The organism is Kribbella sp. NPDC043289 (assembly GCF_056436705.1).
Map to the genome: position 1 here is coordinate 650,172 of NZ_JBWKCB010000002.1, position 20,690 is coordinate 670,861.

Here is a 20,690-nt window from a genome sequence, read left to right on the forward strand (position 1 = left end):
GAAGGGGTGCCGCATGTTCGAGTTGTCCGCGGAGCATCAGGAGTTCCGCCGTAGCGTCCGGGACTTCGCCGAGGCGGAGATCACGCCGCACGCCGCGGAGTGGGACCGCAAGCACTACTTCCCGGTGGAGGTCGTGCAGAAGATGGGGCGGCTCGGCCTGTTCGGGCTGACCGCGCCGGAGGAGTACGGCGGTGCCGGCGGCGACTTCACCAGCCTCTGCGTGGCGATCGAGGAGATCTCCCGCGCCGACCAGTCGATGGGGATCACCCTGGAGGCGGCGGTCGGGCTCGGGATCAACCCGATCCTCACCTACGGCACCGACGAGCAGAAGGCCACCTGGCTGCCCGACCTGGTCGCGGGCCGCACGCTGGCCGGCTTCGGGCTGACCGAGCCGGAGTCCGGCTCGGACGCCGGCGCCACCAAGACTCGCGCGGTGCTCGACGGCGGCGAGTGGGTGATCGACGGCTCGAAGCAGTTCATCACCAACTCCGGCTCGTCGATCACGTCCTGCGTCACGGTCACGGCGCGCACCGGGGAGCGCGCGGACGGTAAGCCGGAGATCTCCACGATCATCGTCCCCACCGGTACGCCGGGGTTCATCGCGGAAGCGGCGTACGACAAGCTCGGGTGGCATGCGAGTGACACGCACCCGCTGACGTTCGTGAACTGCCGCGTGCCGGAGGCGAACCTGCTCGGGCAGCGCGGCAAGGGCTTCGGTCAGTTCCTGGCCACGCTCGACGACGGGCGGGTGGCGATCGCGGCCGTCGCGCTCGGCTGCATCCGGGCGTGCCTGGAGATGTCGGTGCAGTACGCCGGTGAGCGGCAGACCTTCGGCGGCCCGATCGGCCGCAAGCAGGGTGTGGCGTTCCAGATCGCCGACCTGAAGGTGATGGCCGACGCCACCGAGCTTTTGGTCTACCGCGCCGCGGCGCTGAAGGACGCCGGTGCGTCCATGGCCGACTTCAAGCAGGCGGCGTCCGTTGCCAAGCTGTATGCGAGCGAGTCCGCGGTGACCGCCACCCGGATCGCCACCCAGGTCTTCGGCGGCTACGGCTTCATGGAGGAGTACCCGGTCACCCGCTTCTACCGGGACGCCAAGATCCTGGAGATCGGCGAGGGTACGTCGGAGGTGCAGCGCATGCTCATCGCGCGATCCCTCGGCCTCCCGGTGGAATGATGACGGCATGACCCACGATCACTGGACTGAGGTCAAGGTCGCCCGCGAAGCCACACTCGGCCCGCCGGAGAAGGCGGCCGCGAAGCTTCAGAGTCAGAACAAGCTGTACGTGCGTGACCGGATCGCGCTGCTCGTCGACGAGGGGAGCTTCGTCGAGGACGCGCAGCTCGCGAACGCGCTGAACCCCGGCCTGCCGGCCGACGGCGTGGTCACCGGCCGCGCGCTCGTCGACGGCCGGCCGGCGCTGCTGGTCGCGAACGACCCGACCGTGAAGGCCGGCTCGTGGGGCGCCCGCACGGTCGAGAAGATCGTCCGGATCACCGAGGTCGCGCTCCGCGACGAGCTGCCGATCTTCTGGCTGATCGACTCCGCCGGCGCCCGGATCACCGACCAGGTGCAGCTGTTTCCGGGCCGCCGCGGCGCGGGCCGGATCTTCCACAACCAGGTGGCGCTGTCCGGCAAGGTCCCGCAGATCTGCTGCCTGTTCGGCCCGTCGGCCGCGGGTGGCGCGTACATCCCGGCGTTCTGCGACATCGTGATCATGGTCGACGGGAACGCCTCGATGTACCTCGGTTCGCCGCGGATGGCCGAGATGGTGGTCGGCGAGAAGGTCACGCTGGAGGAGATGGGCGGCGCCCGGATGCACACCAGCGTCTCCGGCTGCGGTGACCTGCTGGCGAGCGACGACACCGAGGCGATCGAGCTGGCGAAGCAGTACTTCTCCTACCTGCCCGGTTCGTGGCGCTCGCGACCCCCGTCGTACGACGCCTCGGAGCCGGCCCGGGACTTCACCCGGGATCTGGTGCCGGCGGAGGAGAGCGTCGGGTTCGACATCCACGACGTGATCGACGCGGTCCTGGACGCGGACACGTTCTTCGAGATCAAGCCGGCGTACGCGCCGGAGTTGGTGGTCGGGTTCGGGCTGCTGGCAGGTCAGGTGGTCGGGATCGTCGCGAACCAGCCGGCGGTGAAGGGCGGCGTCCTGTTCGTCGACTCGGCGGACAAGGCGGCGCGGTTCATCTGGCTGTGCGACGCGTTCAACGTGCCGCTGGTCTACCTGTGTGACGTGCCCGGGTTCATGATCGGCAGCGAGGTCGAGCGGGCCGGGATCATCCGGCACGGCGCGAAGATGATCACCGCGGTCTCCGAGGCGACCGTTCCGACGGTGTCGGTGATCGTCCGCAAGGCGTACGGCGCCGGGCTGTACGCGATGTGCGGCCCGGGGTTCTCACCCGACGCCTGCGTCGCGCTGCCGACCGCGAAGATCGCGGTGATGGGTCCCGAGGCGGCGATCAACGCCGTGTACTACAACAAGATCCAGGAGATCGCCGACGAGGGCGAGCGGGTCGAGTACGTCTCCAAGCTCCGCGAGGAGTACGAGACCGACATCGACATCCTCCGGCTGGCCGCGGACCTGGTCATCGACGCGATCGTCGAACCCGAAAGCCTACGCACCGACCTGATCGCCCGCCTGGCCGCCGCCCAGTCCAAAGACCGGACGTTCTCCCACCGACGGCACGGCGTACCGCCGGTGTAGATAGTGTGCGGACCGTGAATGCAAACGATTTCGCGCGCAAGGTTCGGGCTCGGGAACGGCTCGTCGGGTACTGGGTCACGTTGGACGTGCCGCCGGCTGCCGAGCGGATTGCTCGGTTGGGGTACGACTACGTGGTGCTGGACGGGCAGCACGGGCTGATCGGGTATCAGGGGCTCGTCAACGGGCTGCTGGCGATCGACGCGGGTTCGGCGATCGGCCCGCGGCCGTCGGTCGGGCTCGTGCGGGTCGAGGCGAACGACCCGACGCCGATCGGGCGGGCGCTGGACGCCGGTGCGACCGGTGTGATCGTGCCGTTGATCGACAGTGCGGACGACGTGGCGCGGGCGGTGCGCGCGGCGAAGTACCCGCCGGTCGGGGTGCGGTCGTTCGGTCCGATGCGGGCCGCGTTGCGGATCGGGCCGGTGCCGGCCGAGAGCAACGACGCGACCGTGGTGCTGGCGATGATCGAGACGCCGCTCGGCCTGGCGAACGTCGCCGAGATCTGCGCGACCCCCGGCCTCGACGGCGTGTACGTCGGGCCGTCGGACCTGAGCCTCGCGCTGGGTGCCGCCTTCCCGGGCGACCCGGCAGTCGAGGGACCGTTCGAGGAAGCGGTCGAGTTGATCGCGCGGACCGCGCGGGAGGCCGGGATCGCGGCAGGCATCCACACCTTCGACGGCGAGTCCGCGAAGCAGCGGCTGGAGCAGGGGTACAGCTTCGCGACCGTGGCCTCCGACCTCAGCCACCTCGAGGCGATCGCCGCCGCACACCTCGACACAGCTCGCTCCTAGGGCACGTCCGCGACTCGCGGTAGCTTCGGAGGAGCAGAGCGAGGAGGGCCGGGATGAGGGCACCCGAGCGTGGGGCGTTGCCGCGCGGACTGGCAGGGACGTTGGGGCGTGCCTACGGGCGGCTGACGGAGACGGTGCAGGGGCTGAGCGAGGCGGACTTCCGTCGCGAGACCCGCTGCCCCGGCATGACCGTCGGCCCGCTCCTGGTCCATCTCCTGTACGACGCCGAGCGCGCACTGATCGCTTTCGCCAGTCCGGCGGTGGTCGAGCCCGACCGCAACTTCGTCACGTACTGGACCGACTTCCCGCCGCAACCCGACGGTGATACGAGCTTCGTTCGCGGGGTCGCGGCGTCGTACCGCAGGCCCGGCCTGCTCGTGCAGCACTGGCGGGAGGTGTCCGAGGCCGCGGTCCGGGTCGCCTCGGTGGGACTGGGCGCCAAGGGGCACCGGATCGAGACGCAGGGGCACGTGCTGCCGGCGCTCGACTTCGTCGCCACTTTGGTGCTTGAGGCAACGGTCCATCACCTGGACCTGATCGTCGGGCTGCCGGACGCGCCGGAGCCGGACCCCGAGGGCCTGCAGGTCACCGCGCGCACGCTGGACGGCCTGTTCGGTCCGGACGCGTGGGACGTGATCGGCTGGGACACCACGACGTACGTGCTGAAGGCGACCGGCCGGGAGCCGCTCGACGAGGACGACCTGGACATGCTCGGCGCCCACGCGAACCGGCTGCCGCTGATCGGTTAGAACACGCCGGCGAACGGATCCTCGAGGTCGCGCCAGTCCAGCTTCGCCAGCTCGGACTCGGTCAGCAGGCAGGCGTCCAGGACGGCTTGCAGGCGGGCCGGATCGAGGCCCATCCCGGTCGCGACGACCGTGCATTCGGCGAGGTGCTCGGTGTCCGACCACTCGCCGAGCATCCCGAGCGACGCGCTGTACCCGGCTGATTCCCAGCGGACTCGCTGCGTCGGCCGGTTCGCCAGCCAGACCACGCCGCGACTGCGGACGACGCCGTGCACGATGTCCTCGAGGGCGTCGTTCAACCGGGCCGGATGCAACGGCCGGGTCGACCGCCACAGCACGGTCGTCACCCCGTCGTCGCTCGGTTGCACCCGGTCCGACGTCGCGAGTTCGCCGGCCCACGCTTCCGCCGCGTCGAAGTCGAACCGTCCCGTCCGCGCGACGGCTCCGACCGGTACGCCGTCGACGTCTGTCGTCAGCACCGAGGTCCGCGGGTTCAGGTGTTCCAGCAGGTGTTCCAGTCGCTCGACCGCCGTACTGCGGTGGGCGTTGGCCAGCACGCACACGTCGGCGTACTCGATCTGGCGCGCGGTCAGCTCCGCGACGTTCCGCCGGTCCGGCACGCCGAGCGCCAGGCCGCGCTCGGCGAGCAGTTCGTCACCGGACAACTGCTCGACCAGCAGTACGGCGTCGACGACGCAGGTGACCGTGTCGACGACGATCTCCGGCAGCACGGTAACGAGCGTGGTGACGAGCGGCCGGGCCTCCATCGCGGGCGGTGCCGCGAGGACGATGTGGTCCCAGTGCGCCCGCGCGACCAGCGTCTCCAGCAGCGGCACGAGCGACTCGATCAACTGGCAGGCGCCACAGTCGTCGCCGACCGTGAACTCGCCGGCGTCGATCGGGCCGGACGCGTCCCGCACCTGCCACGACAGCACGCCGCGCTCGGTCAGCTCGTCCTGCGCGACCGTCACCACGACTGTGGTGGCATCGGTCATCGCCTCGAGAGCGGGCTCGCGCAAAGTCGCGGAAAGCCCGGCCAGCAAGGACAACGGCGTTTTCCCCTGGGCGGTCATCTCCCCAGTATATGAAAACGGTTTTCATCAGTCCAGAGGGCCCGATCATCTGGTAGGTAAAGGGCATGGCGATCGAGATCGGGCGGTACACCGGCGAGTGGGACGAGCTCCTGGAGCTCCTGGACATGGCGTTCTCCTCGCCGTGGACCGATGCGCAGTACGAGGCCGAGCGGGGCATCTGGGAACGCGAGCGCAGTGTCGTCGCGATCGACGACGGCCAGCTCGTCGGGCACACCGGCACGTTCTCGCACCGGATGTCGGTGCCGGGCGGGCAGTTGCCGGTCGCGGGCGTGACGATGGTTGGCGTCCGGGCGACGCACCGGCGGCGCGGCATCCTGCGCGACCTGATGCGCGCGCAGCTGACAGCCGTCCACGAGGCCGGCGAACCGCTGGCGGCGCTCACGGCGAGCGAGCCGGTGATCTATCCACGGTTCGGGTACGGACTCGCGGCGGACCACCAGGAGATCGCCGTACCCAAGGTGTCTCGCACCCTGCGCCCGGTGGCCGGTATCGACGACGTCCGGATCCGGTACGTCGACCTTCGGGAGAACCTCGCCCGCTGCGCCGAGCTGCGGAATCGGCTCGCGCTGGAGCAACCGGGCATGTTCCAGCACGACGAGCGCTGGCAGGCGTACTCGATCAGCGACAACCTCTCGAGCAACACCGCGAACGCGTCGAAGCTCCGCTGCGTGCTGGCCGAGCGCGACGGTGAGCTGACCGGGTTCGCGCACTACCGGACGAAGCGCGCGGAGCAGGGGTACGTCGACGTACAGCGGGTGCACGCCTCGGATCTGGCGTCGCATGCCGCGCTGTGGCGGTACCTGCTCGAGCCGGACCTGCTCAGTCAGACGCGATGCGCGATGCTCGCGTCCGACGACCCGCTGCTCGATCTGCTGCTCGATCCGCGGGCGCCGTCGCCGATCACGCGCGACGGCCTGTGGGTCCGGCCGGTCGACGTCGGTCGCGCGCTCGCGGGCCGGACGTATGCGCGCGACATCGACGTCGTGATCGAGGTGGCCGACGACTTCCTGCCGTGGAACGCGGGCCGCTGGCACCTGGCCGGCGGACCGGACGGCGCGACCTGTGAGTCGGTGTCCCGGGACGCGGATCTCACGCTGGACGTCCGCGACCTCGGCGCGGTGTACCTCGGGCGCCCGTCGCTGGCGAGGCTCGGCCGGGCCGGTCTGGTCGCCGAACACACGTCCGGTGCGTTGGCCGCGACAGCGCAAGCGTTTTCCACATCTCGGCTTCCGTTCCTGGACACTGGCTTTTGAGGGGGTAGCCTGCCGGGATGCAGACGCAGCGTAGGGGTGCGCTCGCGGTGGCCGCTGTCGTGGCCGTGGGGGTCGCGGTGGCCGGCTTCGTCGTGCTCGCGTCCGCCGGCGGCCCGGTGCGCCCGGTCAGCGACAGCACGCTGCGGTCCAGCCCGCGCCCACTGCCGACCTTCACCCGGACCCAGAGCGCACCGTCGGCCCCGATCGGGTCGCCCACTGCCCAGGCCCAGCCGGCCGAGCTGCCGGAGTGGCTGAAGGCGCTCTGGCAGGCGTTCGCCTATCTGCTCGTCGCGGCGGTGGTGATCTTCGTCGTCGTGGTGATCGTCCGGGTCGTCCGCAAGATCCGGTTGCCGAAGGCGGAGCACGAGGACACCGACTGGGAGCGGGTGAAGACCGAGCGGCTCGTCGAGGCGGTCGACGCGGGCCTGGCCCGGATCGACAGCGGTACGGCGACGGACGCGGTGGTCGCGTGCTGGGTGGCGCTGGAGGAGGCGGCCGCGTCTGCCGGCGTACCGCGTGAGCCCGCCGAGACGCCGGCGGAGTTCACCGTGCGGGTGCTCGGGGTCGGCGGGATCTCCGAGCCGCAGCTGGTCCGGCTCGGCGAGCTGTACCGCGAGGCGCGGTACTCCACGCACGGGTCGAGCGAGCAGGCGCGGACGGAGGCCCGCGCGGCGTTGCTCCGGTTGCGGGAGGAGCTTGCGGTGGCCCGCCCCGAGCAGGCGGAGGTGTCCGGATGACGTCGTACCGCTGGGCGCCGTTGGAGGAGAAGGGGCCGCCGCCCGAGACCAAACGGTCCCGCTCGCTGCGGCCGAACAAGTTGCTCGTCCAGCACGTCGGTCTGGCCGTGCTGGGGAGCCTGTTGCTGGTGGGGGTTCTCGGTGCCGCCGGGATGGCGCCGAAGGCGCTCTGGTTCGTGGTGGCCGCGCTCGCGGTCGGTGTCGGGTCGCTGGCGATCCGGCTGCTCCTGCCTCAGGTGCTGGAGACGAACTGGCCGGGCCGGCACGACGAGCGGCTGGCCGCGTTGCGAGTCCGGACGAACGACAACCGGACCCAGTTCATCGCCACCTGGTTGCAGGAGTCCAGCCGTGAGCGGCGTGCCGGTGAAGGGTCGCGGACGTTCGCGCGCCGGGTGCGGCCGTTGCTGCTCGAGCTGACCACCGACCGCCTCGTGCACCGGCACGGTATCGACCCCGAGCGCGAGCCGGAGCGGGCCCGCGCGATCGCCGGCGACCGGCTCTGGCAGCTCGTCACCGGTGACGACCAACGGACCGCGTCCCTCGACGACATCGAGTACGCGATTCACACCATCGAGAATCTGTGAGGGATATCCCGTGAGCGATACGGCTACCGAAACCGAGCTGACCCTCGATGAGGTGTCCGGGCTGAGCCGGCAGGTGCTGGACCGGGTCAGTCAGGCCGTGGTCGGCAAGGCCGAGGCGCTGGAGCTGGTGCTGGCGGGCATCCTGGCCGGCGGGCACGTGTTGCTCGAGGACTACCCGGGCCTGGCCAAGACGCTGGCCGCGCGGTCCTTCGCGCAGGCCCTGGGGCTGGAGTTCCGCCGCGTACAGTTCACGCCCGACCTGTTGCCGTCGGATGTGACCGGCGCCTTCGTGTACGACCAGAAGGAGTCCGAGTTCGTCTTCCGGCCGGGCCCGATCTTCACCGGCCTGCTGCTCGCGGACGAGATCAACCGAACCCCACCGAAGACGCAGGCGGCGCTGCTGGAGTCGATGCAGGAGCATCAGGTGACGGTCGAGGGGCAGACGTTCCCGCTGCCCACCCCGTTCCACGTGCTCGCCACAGCGAACCCGGTGGAGTACGAGGGCACCTATCCGTTGCCCGAGGCGCAGCTCGACCGCTTCATGCTGCGGATCGGCTTCGGCTACCCGAGCCCCGCGGAGGAGTGGGAGGTCCTGCGTCGCCGGATGAGCCGCCGCCGCGAGGACCAGACCGTCGACGCGGTGACGGACGCCGCCGGGCTGCTCGCCGCGCAACGTGCCGTCGAGACGGTGACGGTCGACGACACCGTCGGCCAGTACTGCGTCGACCTCGCCGCGGCCACGCGACGGGACTCGCAGGTGCTGGTCGGTGCGTCGCCGCGAGGCTCGCTGGCGTTGCTGTTGACTGCTCGCGCGTACGCGGTGATCCAGGGCCGCGACTACGTCGTACCGGAGGACGTGAAGGCTGTCGCGGTTCCGGCGCTGGCGCACCGGATCACGGTGCGGCCGGAGCTGTGGCTGCACGAGGTCACCGGGGCGACCGTGGTGCGGGCCGTGCTCGGTTCGGTCGCGGCGCCGCCGACCGTGGTCGGCGCTGCCGGTGCTGCAGGCGCATGAGGTGGCGGCCGACGCACGCGCAGATCCGGGTGGTCTGCGTAGCTGCGGTGCTGCTCGGGATCGCCGTACTGTTCCGGCGTCCGGATGCGGCCGTGTTCGGGCTGCCGTTGGCGTTCCTGGCGGCCTGGGGGAGGTTCTTCCGTCCCAGCGGACGGCCTGAGGTGTACACCGAGCTCGACGCGGACGTGTTGTTCGAGGGGCAGGGTACGACGTACCGGCTGCGGGTTCCGGAGGCGGTCGATCCGGACATCGACCTCGTCGTGGCGGCGCTGCCGCGGACGGCGTGGTTCCAGTACGACCCGCCGCAGGCGGCGATCGCGGAGCCGGTCGCGGACGGCGACGTGACGCTGGAGGTCGGCGTACGGTCGAAACGCTGGGGACTGCGGTCGTTGGAGCGGCCAACAGTCGTGGCGACGTCGACGGTCGGGGCGTACCGGCTGCCGATGACGTCGGCCGAGTCGCAGGCGGTGAAGACCCTGCCGCTGCGCGAAGGATTCGAGGCGGTGGACTCGGTGCCGCGACCGGCCGGTCTGGTCGGGCTGCACCGCTCGCGGCGACCGGGCGAGGGGACCGAGCTGTCCGGCGTGCGGCCGTTCCGGACCGGCGACCGGCTGCGGCGGATCAACTGGGCGGTGTCGGCGCGCACACAGGAGCTGCATGTCACGTCGACCTGGTCGGACCGCGACACCGAGGTGGTGATCATGGTCGACACCGGCGGCGAGATAGGGATCAGCGAAGGGATCGAAGGCCGGTCCTCGAGCCTCGACACCGCGGTCCGGGCGGCCGCTGCGGTCGCCGAGCACTACCTGCGGAACGGCGACCGGGTGCGGCTGATCGACACCGGCAGCCTGTTCCGGGGCGTGCGATCGGGCAGCGGCCGTGCACATCTGCGGCGGATCCTGGACACCCTCGTCCATGCCGATCGGCGTGGACGCCAGCAGGACGAAGAACAACTCGCGCGGCGGAACCGGATCCGGTCGGACAGCCTGGTGCTGGTCCTCAGCCCGCTGCTGCGGCAGACCATGCTCGGTTACATCGTCACGTTGGTGCACTCCGGCTGCACGGTGATCGCGATCGACACGTTGCCACCCGACGTCGCCGACGTCATCGGTGTCGACGAGCACGACGCCCGGTCCTGGCCGCTCGCCTGGCGCCTGCGTCTGCTGGAGCGCCGTCGCGATCTCGATCGCCTCAGCGACCTCGGCGTACCGACCGTGCCCTGGAGCGGTTCCGGGACCTTGGACGAGGTACTGCGGGACGCGGCGCGGCTGTCCGCGGCCCCGAGGATCCGCTCATGACGGCCGCCGAACGGATCAGCCTGTGGCTCGAACAGCTCCGGGCGTCGGGGCGGGCGATGCGGATCGCGCGCTCGGTGATCGCGCTCGCGGGAGCGGTCGCGCTGGTGGTGCCGGCGTTGCAGTCCTGGGACGAGATGGACCTGGTGCCGATCGTCGGCGTACCGCTGCTGGTGGCGACCGTCGTGCTGCCCGACTCACCGGCCGCGGCGGCGTTCCTGCTGCTCGTCGGCGTCGGGTGGTTGCTGCGGGCGCCGCGGGAGGTCAGCTGGAGTCTTGCGCTCACCGCGATGGCGCTCGTGGTGGTGCACCTGGCCACCGCGTTCGCGGCGCAAGTTCCGTCGTACGTGCGGATTCGGCCGGCGGCGCTCCGGCGCTGGTGGTTGCCGACGGCAATCGCCTTGTCGCTGGTGGTGGTCGGTGCGGTGGCCGCGCGGCTGGTTCAGGGAGCCGACGTGCGGGGGTCGCTGGTGGTGGTCGCCGCGGCGATGGCGCTGGTCGCGGCGACGATCTGGTTCGCCGCCGGCCAGAAGCTCGATCGGGACTAGTGCTCGATTGGGACTAGTGCTCGTGCCCGAGCGTCTCGGTGATCTCCTCGGCCCACGGCATCGGGATCGCCTTCGGGCCGATCACCTGCAGCGCGGACATGACCGTGATCAGCATGCCGGTGGACAGAAACTCCCGGGCCTCCTGCGCTGAGGCGCCGGTGAGTTCGCGGACCAGTCGATAGATGCCGCCGAAGCGTTCGCGGACGCAGTCGCCGATGGCCGGATCGCCGCTCGCGGAGAAGCCGTGCAGGAGCACCAGAAGCAGCTCGGGCTCGGCCAGGAGACGCTCGTAGTTCTGGCCGAGGACGGGCAGCTCGGGCGTCTCGGCGGCGGCCTCGCGGAAGATCTGCTCGATCCGCTCACAGACACTCTGTACGGCGGCCAGGAACAGCTGCTGCTTCGTCCCGAACAGCCGGATCACGTAGGGCTGTGACACCCCCGCCATCCGGGCGATCTCATCGGTCTTGGTGCCCTCGTACCCGGACCGCCCGAACGCCTGGACCGCGGCCCGCAGTACCTCCTCGCCACGCTCCGCTGCAGTCAGTCGAACCCTTGCCGGCATCCCTCGCTCCTTCCGTCCCTTGACATGTTATCAGTGGATGCATACTCTCGTCATCAAGCTTGTTATCAGTCAATTACAACAAGGGGTAGAGAGATGACATCGACCGCTCTCGAGGAGAGGGACGGAGCGCGGACCGCGCGGAGCCGGGGGCTCGGTGTGGTGCTCGCTGCGGTGGGGATTCCGACCTTCATGGTCACGCTCGACAACCTGGTGGTGACCAACGCACTCCCGGTGATCAAGTCCGAGCTGGGTGCGTCACTGTCGGACCTGCAGTGGTTCGTGAACGCCTACACGCTGGCCTTCGCCGCGCTGCTGCTGACCGCGGCCGCGATCGGTGACCGGCTCGGCCGGCGCCGGGTGTTCCTGGCCGGCATCACGCTGTTCACGCTCGCTTCCGCAGCCTGCGCGCTGGCGACCGAGCCGTGGATGCTGATCGGTTCGCGGGCGATCCAGGGCATCGGCGCCGCGGCCGTGATGCCGCTGTCGCTGACCCTGCTGTCCGGCGCCGTTCCGGAGAAGATGCGCAGCGCCGCGATCGGCATCTGGGGCGGTATCTCCGGTCTCGGTATCGCCGTCGGGCCGGTGGTCGGCGGCGCGGTCGTGGACGGCCTGAACTGGCAGTGGATCTTCTGGCTGAACGTCCCGATCGGCGTCGTCGCCGTCCTGCTCGCCGCGCGCGTCCTGACCGAGTCGAAGGGTACGGCGAAGTCGCTGGACCTGATGGGCTTCGTCCTGGCCACCACCGGTGTGCTGTCGATCGTGTGGGGTGTCGTGCACGGAGCCGGCGACGGCTGGACGTCGGGTAACGTCCTCGGCTCGCTGGTCGCAGGCGGCGTACTGCTGGCGGCCTTCATCGGCTGGGAGCACCGGACCGCGGCGCCGATGCTGCCGCTGCGCCTGTTCCGGGTCCGCTCGTTCAGCGTCGTGAACGTCGTCACGTTCACGTTCTCGGTCGGCGTCTTCGGCTCGGTGTTCCTGCTCGCGCAGTTCTTCCAGGTCGTGCAGGGCTACACGCCGTTCCAGTCCGGCGTCCGCACGCTGCCGTGGACCGCGGCACCGCTGGTGGTCGCCCCGATCGCCGGTCTGATCGTCGACCGGGTCGGCGCACGACTGCTGATCACCGTCGGGCAGGTGTTCCTGGCCGGGGCGCTCGGCTGGATCGCACTGATCACCAGCGCGACCACGCAGTACGGCGAACTCGTCGTGCCGTTCGTCCTCGCGGGGATCGGGATGGGGCTGACCTTCGCGCCGAGTGCGAGCGTGGTGATGGGCAGCGCGTCGGATGCCGACCGGGGAGTGGCGTCCGGGACGAACAACACCATCCGCGAGGTCGGCGTCGCGATGGGGGTCGCCGTACTGGCCTCGGTGTTCGCGTCGGCGGGCTCCTACGAGTCCCCGATCCGGTACGCCGCCGGTCTGGTCCCCGCGGTCTGGACGGGCGCCGCGATCGTGGCCGCCGGTGCGCTCGTCGCCCTTCTGCTGCCGGGGCGCGGACGCTCTAGAGTGTGACGGTGCTGGACGCTGACGACGTACGACGGATCGCGCTGTCCTTCCCGGAGACGGTGGAGAAGCAGCGGTGGGGACACCCGACGTTCGACGTGGCCGGGCGGATGTTCGTCACGGTCCCGGACGACCAGACCTCGTTCGCCGTCCGGTGTCCGCGGTTGGAGCGCGAGGAACTGATCGCGGCCGAGCCGGAGAAATTCTGGGTACCCAAGCACGAGGCGGGCTCGAACTGGGTTCGGGCCCGCCTCGCCGCGCTCGAGGACGCCGCCGAACTGCACGACATCCTGATCGACTCCTGGCGCCAGGTGGCGCCGCCTGGATTAGCTGACGTACTTGGGTGAGACGGCGAACGTGTTGCAGCTCGCCGGGTTGCCGGTCTTGAACGACGTCCCCATGAAGCGCTTCTGGCTCGCGACGCTGCCGTGGTCGCCCTCCTCCGGCTTGTCGCCGGCGGTGACCACCCACTTGTTCCAGACGTAGAGCATCTCGCCGCTGATCGGGTAGGACCGCTTGTTCATCGCCAGGAAGACGCCGGCGAAACAGTTCGCCTGCAGCTCCATCCGGCGGGTCTGCCGGGTCCGGTCCTCGTAGCTGGTCAGCTCGTACCGGATGTTGTCGGAGGCCTGCAGGATGCCGGTCATGTTCTGGACGGCGTGACCGTACTCGTGGGAGACCGAGCGGGTGTACCACATCCGCGCGTACGCCCTGGACTCCGCGTCCGGGTACTCGGTGTACGCCTTCACGAAGACGTCGACCTTCATGTACAGGTTGTTGTTCACCGAGCAGTAGTACGGGACGTTGACCGGGCCGCTGCCGCACGGGCCGGTCGCGTTGGTGCCGGCCCAGAACGTCATCGACGGTGCCTTGAACGAGTAGCCGGCCTTCGCCACCAGCGGCGACCAGGACTTGTCCAGGCAGGGCTTGATCGCGGTCCAGTACGCGGCCGCGTTCCGGGCGTTGGTCGGGCGGACCTTCGGCTCCTTGCAGCCGACCGGCGTCATCTGGCCGACCTTGTAGAGCTGGTTCTTCGCCACGACGGTCGAGTCCGCCGGCTTGTTCGGCGAGGTCGACTCGGTGTTGGTGGGCTCCTCGGTCGGCTGCCCGGTCGGAGACGTCGACGAGGTGGGCTCCGGCGTGTACCGGGTCGGGCTGACCGGCGGCGTCGTGGTGTCGTCGGCGTTCTTCTTGATGACGCCGAGGATCCAGCCGCCGACGATCACGACGCCGAGCAGCGACACGATGAGGACCAGCGGGGCCTTCGACTTCTTCCGCCGCGGCGGCTGCGGGCCGCCGGGACCGAAGTTCGGGCCCCAGCCGAAGCCGGGACCCTGCGAGGGCGGCCCGTAGTGCGGCGGGCCCTGGGGCGGGCCGGCGTACTGACCTTGCGGGGGTCCGTACTGACCAGGTGGGGGACCTTGCGGCGGGCGGGGCTGCTGATACTGCTGCTGGTACTGCGGTTGGCCCTGCGGCGGTCCCTGAGGTGGTCCCTGCTGCTGATACTGCGGATACGGCGGGTTCTGACCCGGCGGCCCGTAGGGTGGCTGGCTCAACGCCGATCCTCTCGTCCCTCTGCTGACACAGCGATCGCCACAGTATCCGTACCGATCAGGTCAGTTCGGAGCACCCCCGGACGGTAGTGTCGGCAGCGTGACCGATGCCCGTACCCCGGCGACGACGCCGAACAGCCCGATCGACCAGCTCGCCGAGCGGCACCTCGAGCAGGAGGTCGTGCTCGACCCGATCGCGGCCACCGAGCTGGGGATCGCCGGCCACGACCACGAGCTGCCCGACTTCACCACGGCCGGTTTCGAGGCCCGGGTCGAGCTGGCCCGGCGGTCGCTGGCCGACGCCCGCGCGATCGAGCCCGCGAGCCCCCGCGAGGAGGTCGCGAAGGATGCCTTCGTGGAGCGGCTCGGGCTGGAGGTGGAGCGCCACGAGGCCGGCGTACCGCAGCATCAGCTGAACGCGATCTCGTCGGTCCCGGCGGCGCTGCGGCAGGTGTTCGACCTGATGCCGACCGGTACCGAGCAGGACTGGGAGATCGTCGCGATCCGGCTCAACCAGATCGGTACGGCGCTCGACGGGTACCGCGACACGCTGCTCGAGCAGGCCGCGCTGGGACGCGTCTCGGCGGTCCGGCAGGTGAACGGGCTGGCCGAGCGGATCGCCAGCTGGACCGGGGCCGAGGGCGACGACTTCTTCGCCGGCCTCGCGGCGCGGGCGCCCGAGAGCCCGGTCAAGCCGACGGTGGAGGCCGCGGCGGCCGCGGCCCGGAAGGCGTTCGACCAGTTCGGCGCCTGGCTGACCGCCGAACTCGCGCCACGGGCTCCGGAGCGGGACGCGTGCGGCCGGGAGGTGTACGAGCTCGCCTCGCGCAGCTTCCTCGGTGCGACGATCGATCTCGAGGAGACCTACGCCTGGGGCTGGCAGGAGCTGGCCCGGATCGAGTCGGAGATGCAGCAGATCGCGGCCGACCTGAACGGTGGCGACCGAAGCATCGAGGCGACGGCGGCGCTGCTGGACAACGACCCGGCGCGGACGGTGCACGGCAAGGAAGCCTTCCGGGACTGGATGCAGCAGCTGTCCGACGCGGCCGTCGTCGAGTTGGGCGGCACGCACTTCGACATCGCCGACGAGATCCGCACGCTGGAGTGCATGATCGCGCCGACCTCGGACGGCTCGATCTACTACACGCAGCCGAGTGAGGACCTGAGCACCCGGCCGGGCCGGATGTGGTGGGCGGTGCCGAGCGGCGTCGAGACCTTCGCCACCTGGCGCGAGGTCACCACGGTCTACCACGAGGGCGTACCCGGGCATCACCTCCAGGTCGCCCAGACGATGCTGCGCACCGACCTGCTGAACCGCTGGCAGCGGATCGCCTGCTGGGTCTCCGGCCACGGCGAGGGCTGGGCGCTGTACGCCGAGCGGCTGATGGAGGAGCTCGGCTATCTCGAGGACCCCGGCGCCCGGTTCGGCATGCTGGACGGCCAGGGCTTCCGGGCGGCCCGGGTGATCGTCGACATCGGCATGCACCTGGAGCTGGAGGTCCCGCGCGACAACCCGTTCGGCTGGCGGCCGGGTGAGCGCTGGAACGCCGACCTCGGGTTCGAGTTCCTGCGCGCGCACTGCCGGATGGAGACCGAGTTCCTGCGCGCCGAACTGCTCCGGTACCTCGGTTGGCCCGGCCAGGCGCCGTCGTACAAGGTCGGGGAGCGGATGTGGCTGCAGGCGCGCGAGGAGGCCAAGCAGCGCAAGGGTTCCGCGTTCGACCTGCGGGAGTTCCACCGGGACGCGCTGAACCTCGGGTCCATCGGCCTGGACCCGCTGCGCCGGGCGCTGGCGAAGCTGTGAGCCCGCGGTTCGTGCTCGCGTCGGCGTCGCCGGCCCGGCTGAAGACCCTGCGTGGCGCGGGCGTCGAGCCGGAGGTGATCGTGTCCGGTGTTGACGAGGACCACATCACCGCGGAGTCTCCGGGTGAGCTCGCCCGGCTGCTCGCCACGCTGAAGGCCCGCGCGGTGGTCGCCAACCTGACCGACCACGCGACGGTTCTGGGCTGCGACTCGGTGCTCGAGTTCGACGGCGAACCCTTCGGCAAACCCGGTACGCCGGACGTCGCGCGCGAACGTCTGCGCGCGATGCGCGCGCGGACCGGCGTACTGCACACCGGGCACTGCCTGATCGACACCGAGAGCAAGCAGGAACTGCGGGAGCTCGCGTCCACCACCGTGGAGTTCGCGGACCTGACGGACGACGAGATCGACGCGTACGTCGCGACCGGCGAGCCTCTCGTGGTGGCCGGCTCGTTCACCGTCGACGGTCTGGGCGGACCGTTCGTCACCTCGACCAACGGTGACTATCACAACGTGGTCGGCGTCTCGCTCCCGCTGCTCCGCACGATGCTCGCCGAGGTCGGCATCGCCTGGCCCGAGTTGTGGAAGACGCAGCATTCCTACACCTACGACGAGACCGTCGCCTCGACGTACGACGAGACCCGCGGAGGATCCATCCGCGCGCAGGCGGCCGCGCAGGCGGTCGACTCGCTGCTCCCCAAGGGCGGCCGGGTACTGGAGCTCGCGGTCGGGACCGGCATCGTCGGCGCCGAGCTGGTTGCACTGGGCAACTTGGTGCACGGTGTCGACCTGTCCGCCGCGATGCTGCACCACGCGCGGGTCCGCCTTCCGGGCCACGTCGCCGCGGCGGACGCGGGCCGGCTGCCGATCGCCGACCGCCGGTGCGATGCGGTGGTGGCGGTGTGGCTGCTGCATCTCCTCGACGACAGCGAACCGGTGATCGCCGAGGTCGCCCGGGTACTTCGAACCGACGGCGTCTTCGTGACCACCACCGAGAAGACCGACGCCAGCCGGTACTCCGACACCCGCGGCCCGAACGACACCCGCTCGCAGGACTCCCTGGCCCACCTGGTGGCAGTGGCCGCGCGGCACGGCCTAGTGCTGGACGGCGCGACAACCTTCCCCGGCCCGGTGCGCAACACGGGCGAGGCTCCGACGTACCCGCTCGTGCGGTTCCGGCGGACTTAGGGGTGCGCCGAGGCGCGCCACTGGCCGGGGCCGGGGTGCAGCGGGGTGCGGGCGTTACGCCAGTACGTCGCCCAGTTGCCGGCTCGTTCCGGGTCGGGAGCCGGCGCCGGTGCGGTCGAGCGTGCGGCCAGGACGGTTACCAGCGCAGCGAGCTCTTCTGGAGTCGGATCGCCTTTGACGACGCGCAGTGTGCTCACAGCGGAATGTTCCCATGCTTCTTCGGGGGCAGGGTGTCGCGTTTGGTGCGGAGCAGGCGGAGGGCGCGGACGATCTCGGCGCGGGTCTCGCTGGGCTTGATCACGGCGTCGATGTAGCCGCGTTCGGCCGCGATGTACGGGTTCGCCAGGTGGTCCTCGTACTCCGTGATGAGTTCCTGCCGACGGGTGTCGACGTCTTCGGCCGCGGCGAGCTCGCGGCGGTGCAGGATGTTGACGGCGCCCTGGGCACCCATCACCGCGATCTGCGCGGTCGGCCAGGCGATGTTCATGTCGGCGCCGAGGTGCTTCGACCCCATCACGTCGTACGCGCCGCCGTAGGCCTTGCGGGTGATCACGGTGATCATCGGGACGGTCGCCTCGGCGTACGCGTAGATCAGCTTGGCGCCGCGGCGGATGATGCCGTTCCACTCCTGGTCGGTGCCGGGCAGGAAGCCGGGGACGTCGACGAAGGTCAGGATCGGCAGGTTGAACGCGTCGCAGGTGCGGACGAACCGGGCCGCCTTCTCGGACGCGTCGATGTCGAGGGTGCCGGCGAACTGCATCGGCTGGTTCGCGACCACGCCGACCGGGCGGCCCTCGACGCGGCCGAAGCCGACGATCATGTTCGGCGCGAACAGTTCCTGCACCTCGAGGAAGTCGCCGTCGTCGACGACCGCCTCGATCGCGGTGTGCATGTCGTACGGCTGGTTCGGGGAGTCCGGGATCAGCGTGTCGAGCGCGAGGTCGGTGTCCGTCAGCTCGAGGTCCGCCGGGGCGTCGTACACCGGGGGATCCTCGAGGTTGTTCTGCGGGAGGTGACCGACCAGCGTCTTCACCCACTCGATCGCGTCCTCCTCGTCGCTGCCGAGGTAGTGCGCGTTACCGGACTTGGTGTTGTGCGTCCGCGCGCCGCCGAGCTCCTCCTGGGTGACGTCCTCACCGGTGACGGTCTTGATCACGTCCGGGCCGGTGATGAACATGTACGACGACTCGTCGACCATCACCGTGAAGTCGGTGACCGCGGGGGAGTAGACCGCGCCGCCCGCGCACGGGCCCATGATCAGGGAGATCTGCGGGATCACGCCGGACGCGCGGACGTTGCGGCGGAAGATCTCGCCGTACAGCCCGAGGGAGACCACGCCCTCCTGGATCCGGGCGCCGCCGGAGTCGTTGATGCCGATCAGCGGGCAGCCGATCTTCATCGCCAGGTCCATCACCTTGACGATCTTCTCGCCGAACACCTCACCGAGGCTGCCGCCGAAGACCGTGAAGTCCTGGGCGAACACGCACACCTGGCGGCCGTCGATGGTGCCGAAGCCGGTCACCACGCCGTCGCCGTACGGGCGGTTCGCGTCCAGGCCGAAGCTCGTCGACCGGTGCCGGGCGAACTCGTCCAGCTCGGAGAAGGAGCCCTCGTCGAGAAGCATCGTGATCCGCTCGCGGGCGGTCTTCTTGCCGCGCGCGTGCTGCTTCTCCACCGCGCGCTCCGACCCGGCGTGCACGGCCTCGTCGAGCCGGTGCTCGAGATCCGCGAGCTTGCCGGCCGTGGTGTGGATGTTCACGGTCTCTCCCATGAACGGGCAGCCTACGCGCCAGTACGCCGTACCGCCTGTGACGTCGGCCGCACAGTGCGCTGACTCTCCGCCTCGCTACGCTGCCGAGCGTGGCGGATGCAGATCTGACGGAGGTCCTCGGCCGGATCAACCGGGCCGTGCTGGAGGAACTGGGCGGCCAGTCGCTCGCGACCGACGAACAGCTGACGCGCGGGGTGACGCGCAGCGGGCGTCCGCTGCTCGAAGCGCTGGCCGCGGGCAACGACGCGCCTCGTGACGATCAGCGGGCGGCGATCCGGCAGCAGCTGACCGAGACGGTCGCGCACTGCGCGAACTTGCGGGTGCCAGGCCCGGTCACGGCGCAGGAGCGGGACGAGCTGCTGTCGACCGCGGAGTACGAGTACAACCGGGACGCGTTCGGCGTGGCGATGAGCAGAACCTGGGCGCAGTTCGCGACTCCCCGGATCGCCGAGCGGCTGGACGCGGGGCTGGGGGAGTTCGGGCCGCCGAGGCTCGAGGCCGACCAGGAAACCGCGTGGATGATCACGTCGACGCTCGGCCGGCAGGTCGGCGTACCTGGTGAGCAGGTGCTCGACACGGTGGTCGCCGCGGGCCGAGGCCAGATGGGTGCGAAGGCCGCGGAAATCGTTCTGAGCACCAAGTCGGGCTTCGACATGCTGACCGCTGTGGAGCGGGAGAGTGCCGTCCTGGCCGTCACCGACGAGCTGGAGGACGGCTTGGCGGAGCCGGTCGGAGACATTGCACCGCCGCAGGCCGCCCTCGGCCTCGATCCGGCCGGCAACCCCACCGACCGCGGCCTCGCCGCGCTCGGCTGGGCGAACTACATCGGCGCCGAGGAGATCAAGACCCTCGCGGAGCTCCGCGCCGGTGACGACGGACCCGCGGCGGCGAACACGCAGGAGCTCGCCCGGTTCCTGCCGGGGTACGACGCTTCGGCAACCGCACCGTCGCGCTCTGACAGTGGGCTGACTCCCCGTCTCGCTACGCTGCCGGGCGTGGCAGATCAACAGTTCGGGGAGCTTCAGGCCATCGTCGTCGACCGGCTCCTGACCAGGGTGGAGCACCATTCCGGGATGGAACCCGGCGTCACCGCGGAGCAGATCACGTCGCCGGCGGCCGCCGCGGCCGCCGCGGCCGACGCGGCGGTGACGATGTCGGACATCCCCCCGGCGAGCCGTCCGGCCGCCGTGGCAGCGACGGCCACCATGCTGGTCGAGGGCCTCAAAGACCTACCCGCTCAGGTGGAGGAGTGGCAGGCGCGCGACGCGGACCTGCGCCAGGAGGCCGCGTGGTACGGCGCGTCGCTCGGGGATCAGACGCATGCGGCGATCAAGGGGTTCGAGTCCCGGCCGCCGGCCGGCCCTGGGCGGGATGCCGCGCAGCGCTTCCTGGACGACGCGGCGATCCCGCCGCTGCGCGCCGTACACGGCTCCGGCGGGGAGACGCGCGGCGCCGGCGACGCGGCGCGGACCGGCTCCACCGGATCCCGCCGCGACGGTCCGTCCACCCACAGCCTCTGATACGCGGCCTCTGACG

General features: G+C 70.6%; 20 protein-coding genes. 15 read left to right on the forward strand and 5 right to left on the reverse strand.

The window, feature by feature from the left end; translation table 11 throughout:
* Window positions 1-13: 13 nt before the first annotated feature.
* The 4 genes from AC0662_RS14900 to AC0662_RS14915 are packed head-to-tail and all read left to right on the forward strand — an operon-like array spanning window position 14 to window position 4,254.
* Window positions 14-1,177: an acyl-CoA dehydrogenase family protein gene (locus tag AC0662_RS14900; protein ID WP_452199279.1), complete on the forward strand. Its 1,164-nt coding sequence runs from the start codon at window positions 14-16 to the stop codon at window positions 1,175-1,177.
* Window positions 1,178-1,184: 7 nt separating this feature from the next.
* On the forward strand, window positions 1,185-2,714 hold the full coding sequence (locus tag AC0662_RS14905) for an acyl-CoA carboxylase subunit beta (protein ID WP_452199280.1): 1,530 nt from the start codon (window positions 1,185-1,187) through the stop codon (window positions 2,712-2,714).
* A gap of 14 nt (window positions 2,715-2,728) precedes the next feature.
* Window positions 2,729-3,505, forward strand: coding sequence for an HpcH/HpaI aldolase family protein (locus tag AC0662_RS14910; protein WP_452199281.1), 777 nt, complete (start codon window positions 2,729-2,731; stop codon window positions 3,503-3,505).
* 53 nt (window positions 3,506-3,558) lie between these two features.
* Complete coding sequence (locus tag AC0662_RS14915) at window positions 3,559-4,254, forward strand: maleylpyruvate isomerase N-terminal domain-containing protein (protein WP_478301019.1); 696 nt, start codon at window positions 3,559-3,561, stop codon at window positions 4,252-4,254.
* Here AC0662_RS14915 and AC0662_RS14920 read toward each other — a convergent pair.
* Entirely contained in the window at window positions 4,251-5,324 is a 1,074-nt protein-coding gene (locus tag AC0662_RS14920) for a CobW family GTP-binding protein (protein ID WP_478301020.1), read from the reverse strand. The two genes, AC0662_RS14915 and AC0662_RS14920, sit on opposite strands and share 4 nt — an antisense overlap.
* Window positions 5,325-5,389: 65 nt before the next feature.
* On the opposite strand from AC0662_RS14920, the gene AC0662_RS14925 reads away from it, so the two are divergent.
* Genes AC0662_RS14925 through AC0662_RS14950 form a run of 6 tightly spaced genes read left to right on the forward strand, consistent with a single transcriptional unit; the run spans window position 5,390 to window position 10,777 of the window.
* Window positions 5,390-6,598, forward strand: coding sequence for a GNAT family N-acetyltransferase (locus AC0662_RS14925; protein WP_478301022.1), 1,209 nt, complete (start codon window positions 5,390-5,392; stop codon window positions 6,596-6,598).
* Between the two features lie 17 nt (window positions 6,599-6,615).
* On the forward strand, window positions 6,616-7,335 hold the full coding sequence (locus AC0662_RS14930; protein WP_478301024.1) for a DUF4129 domain-containing protein: 720 nt from the start codon (window positions 6,616-6,618) through the stop codon (window positions 7,333-7,335).
* On the forward strand, window positions 7,332-7,919 hold the full coding sequence (locus AC0662_RS14935) for a hypothetical protein (protein ID WP_478301026.1): 588 nt from the start codon (window positions 7,332-7,334) through the stop codon (window positions 7,917-7,919). Before AC0662_RS14930 ends, AC0662_RS14935 begins: the two co-directional genes overlap by 4 nt.
* 10 nt (window positions 7,920-7,929) lie before the next feature.
* Window positions 7,930-8,934 carry an AAA family ATPase gene (locus tag AC0662_RS14940; protein ID WP_452199292.1) on the forward strand — a complete coding sequence of 335 codons (1,005 nt, stop codon included), beginning with the start codon at window positions 7,930-7,932 and terminating at the stop codon, window positions 8,932-8,934.
* Window positions 8,931-10,232: a DUF58 domain-containing protein gene (locus AC0662_RS14945; protein WP_478301028.1), complete on the forward strand. Its 1,302-nt coding sequence runs from the start codon at window positions 8,931-8,933 to the stop codon at window positions 10,230-10,232. Before AC0662_RS14940 ends, AC0662_RS14945 begins: the two co-directional genes overlap by 4 nt.
* Window positions 10,229-10,777, forward strand: coding sequence for a hypothetical protein (locus AC0662_RS14950; protein ID WP_452199295.1), 549 nt, complete (start codon window positions 10,229-10,231; stop codon window positions 10,775-10,777). The genes AC0662_RS14945 and AC0662_RS14950 overlap by 4 nt, the downstream gene beginning before the upstream one ends.
* A 13-nt stretch (window positions 10,778-10,790) precedes the next feature.
* Here AC0662_RS14950 and AC0662_RS14955 read toward each other — a convergent pair whose 3' ends face one another.
* Window positions 10,791-11,339: a TetR/AcrR family transcriptional regulator gene (locus AC0662_RS14955; protein WP_452199297.1), complete on the reverse strand. Its 549-nt coding sequence runs from the start codon at window positions 11,337-11,339 to the stop codon at window positions 10,791-10,793.
* Window positions 11,340-11,432: 93 nt separating this feature from the next.
* On the opposite strand from AC0662_RS14955, the gene AC0662_RS14960 reads away from it, so the two are divergent.
* Window positions 11,433-12,848, forward strand: coding sequence for a DHA2 family efflux MFS transporter permease subunit (locus tag AC0662_RS14960; RefSeq protein ID WP_452199299.1), 1,416 nt, complete (start codon window positions 11,433-11,435; stop codon window positions 12,846-12,848).
* Window positions 12,849-12,850: 2 nt separating this feature from the next.
* Window positions 12,851-13,186, forward strand: coding sequence for an MmcQ/YjbR family DNA-binding protein (locus AC0662_RS14965; RefSeq protein WP_452199301.1), 336 nt, complete (start codon window positions 12,851-12,853; stop codon window positions 13,184-13,186).
* Here the strand turns inward: AC0662_RS14965 and AC0662_RS14970 are convergent.
* A complete protein-coding gene (locus AC0662_RS14970; RefSeq protein WP_478301031.1) occupies window positions 13,166-14,395 on the reverse strand; it encodes a neutral zinc metallopeptidase in 1,230 nt (409 codons plus the stop codon). The two genes, AC0662_RS14965 and AC0662_RS14970, sit on opposite strands and share 21 nt — an antisense overlap.
* 97 nt (window positions 14,396-14,492) lie before the next feature.
* On the opposite strand from AC0662_RS14970, the gene AC0662_RS14975 reads away from it, so the two are divergent.
* Together AC0662_RS14975 and AC0662_RS14980 are read left to right on the forward strand one after the other, a co-directional pair.
* Window positions 14,493-16,196: a DUF885 domain-containing protein gene (locus AC0662_RS14975; RefSeq protein ID WP_478301033.1), complete on the forward strand. Its 1,704-nt coding sequence runs from the start codon at window positions 14,493-14,495 to the stop codon at window positions 16,194-16,196.
* Complete coding sequence (locus AC0662_RS14980; RefSeq protein WP_478301035.1) at window positions 16,193-17,383, forward strand: Maf family nucleotide pyrophosphatase; 1,191 nt, start codon at window positions 16,193-16,195, stop codon at window positions 17,381-17,383. Before AC0662_RS14975 ends, AC0662_RS14980 begins: the two co-directional genes overlap by 4 nt.
* Here AC0662_RS14980 and AC0662_RS14985 read toward each other — a convergent pair.
* The gene (locus AC0662_RS14985; RefSeq protein ID WP_452199307.1) at window positions 17,380-17,580 is read right to left on the reverse strand and encodes an acyl-CoA carboxylase subunit epsilon; all 201 of its coding nucleotides are present in this window, start codon (window positions 17,578-17,580) and stop codon (window positions 17,380-17,382) included. The genes AC0662_RS14980 and AC0662_RS14985 overlap by 4 nt on opposite strands.
* The gene (locus AC0662_RS14990; protein ID WP_478301037.1) at window positions 17,577-19,154 is read right to left on the reverse strand and encodes an acyl-CoA carboxylase subunit beta; all 1,578 of its coding nucleotides are present in this window, start codon (window positions 19,152-19,154) and stop codon (window positions 17,577-17,579) included. Before AC0662_RS14990 ends, AC0662_RS14985 begins: the two co-directional genes overlap by 4 nt.
* Before the next feature lie 89 nt (window positions 19,155-19,243).
* Between AC0662_RS14990 and AC0662_RS14995 the strand changes: the two genes are divergently transcribed.
* Window positions 19,244-20,674: a hypothetical protein gene (locus tag AC0662_RS14995; RefSeq protein WP_478301039.1), complete on the forward strand. Its 1,431-nt coding sequence runs from the start codon at window positions 19,244-19,246 to the stop codon at window positions 20,672-20,674.
* Window positions 20,675-20,690: the final 16 nt, after the last annotated feature.

Coding starts and splice junctions, on each gene's coding strand:
- AC0662_RS14900 (WP_452199279.1), top strand. CDS start 14: ATGTTCGAGTTGTCCGCGGAGCATCAGGAGTTCCGCCGTAGCGTCCGG.
- AC0662_RS14905 (WP_452199280.1), top strand. CDS start 1,185: ATGACCCACGATCACTGGACTGAGGTCAAGGTCGCCCGCGAAGCCACA.
- AC0662_RS14915 (WP_478301019.1), top strand. CDS start 3,559: ATGAGGGCACCCGAGCGTGGGGCGTTGCCGCGCGGACTGGCAGGGACG.
- AC0662_RS14920 (WP_478301020.1), bottom strand. CDS start 5,324: ATGACCGCCCAGGGGAAAACGCCGTTGTCCTTGCTGGCCGGGCTTTCC.
- AC0662_RS14925 (WP_478301022.1), top strand. CDS start 5,390: ATGGCGATCGAGATCGGGCGGTACACCGGCGAGTGGGACGAGCTCCTG.
- AC0662_RS14930 (WP_478301024.1), top strand. CDS start 6,616: ATGCAGACGCAGCGTAGGGGTGCGCTCGCGGTGGCCGCTGTCGTGGCC.
- AC0662_RS14935 (WP_478301026.1), top strand. CDS start 7,332: ATGACGTCGTACCGCTGGGCGCCGTTGGAGGAGAAGGGGCCGCCGCCC.
- AC0662_RS14945 (WP_478301028.1), top strand. CDS start 8,931: ATGAGGTGGCGGCCGACGCACGCGCAGATCCGGGTGGTCTGCGTAGCT.
- AC0662_RS14950 (WP_452199295.1), top strand. CDS start 10,229: ATGACGGCCGCCGAACGGATCAGCCTGTGGCTCGAACAGCTCCGGGCG.
- AC0662_RS14955 (WP_452199297.1), bottom strand. CDS start 11,339: ATGCCGGCAAGGGTTCGACTGACTGCAGCGGAGCGTGGCGAGGAGGTA.
- AC0662_RS14960 (WP_452199299.1), top strand. CDS start 11,433: ATGACATCGACCGCTCTCGAGGAGAGGGACGGAGCGCGGACCGCGCGG.
- AC0662_RS14990 (WP_478301037.1), bottom strand. CDS start 19,154: ATGGGAGAGACCGTGAACATCCACACCACGGCCGGCAAGCTCGCGGAT.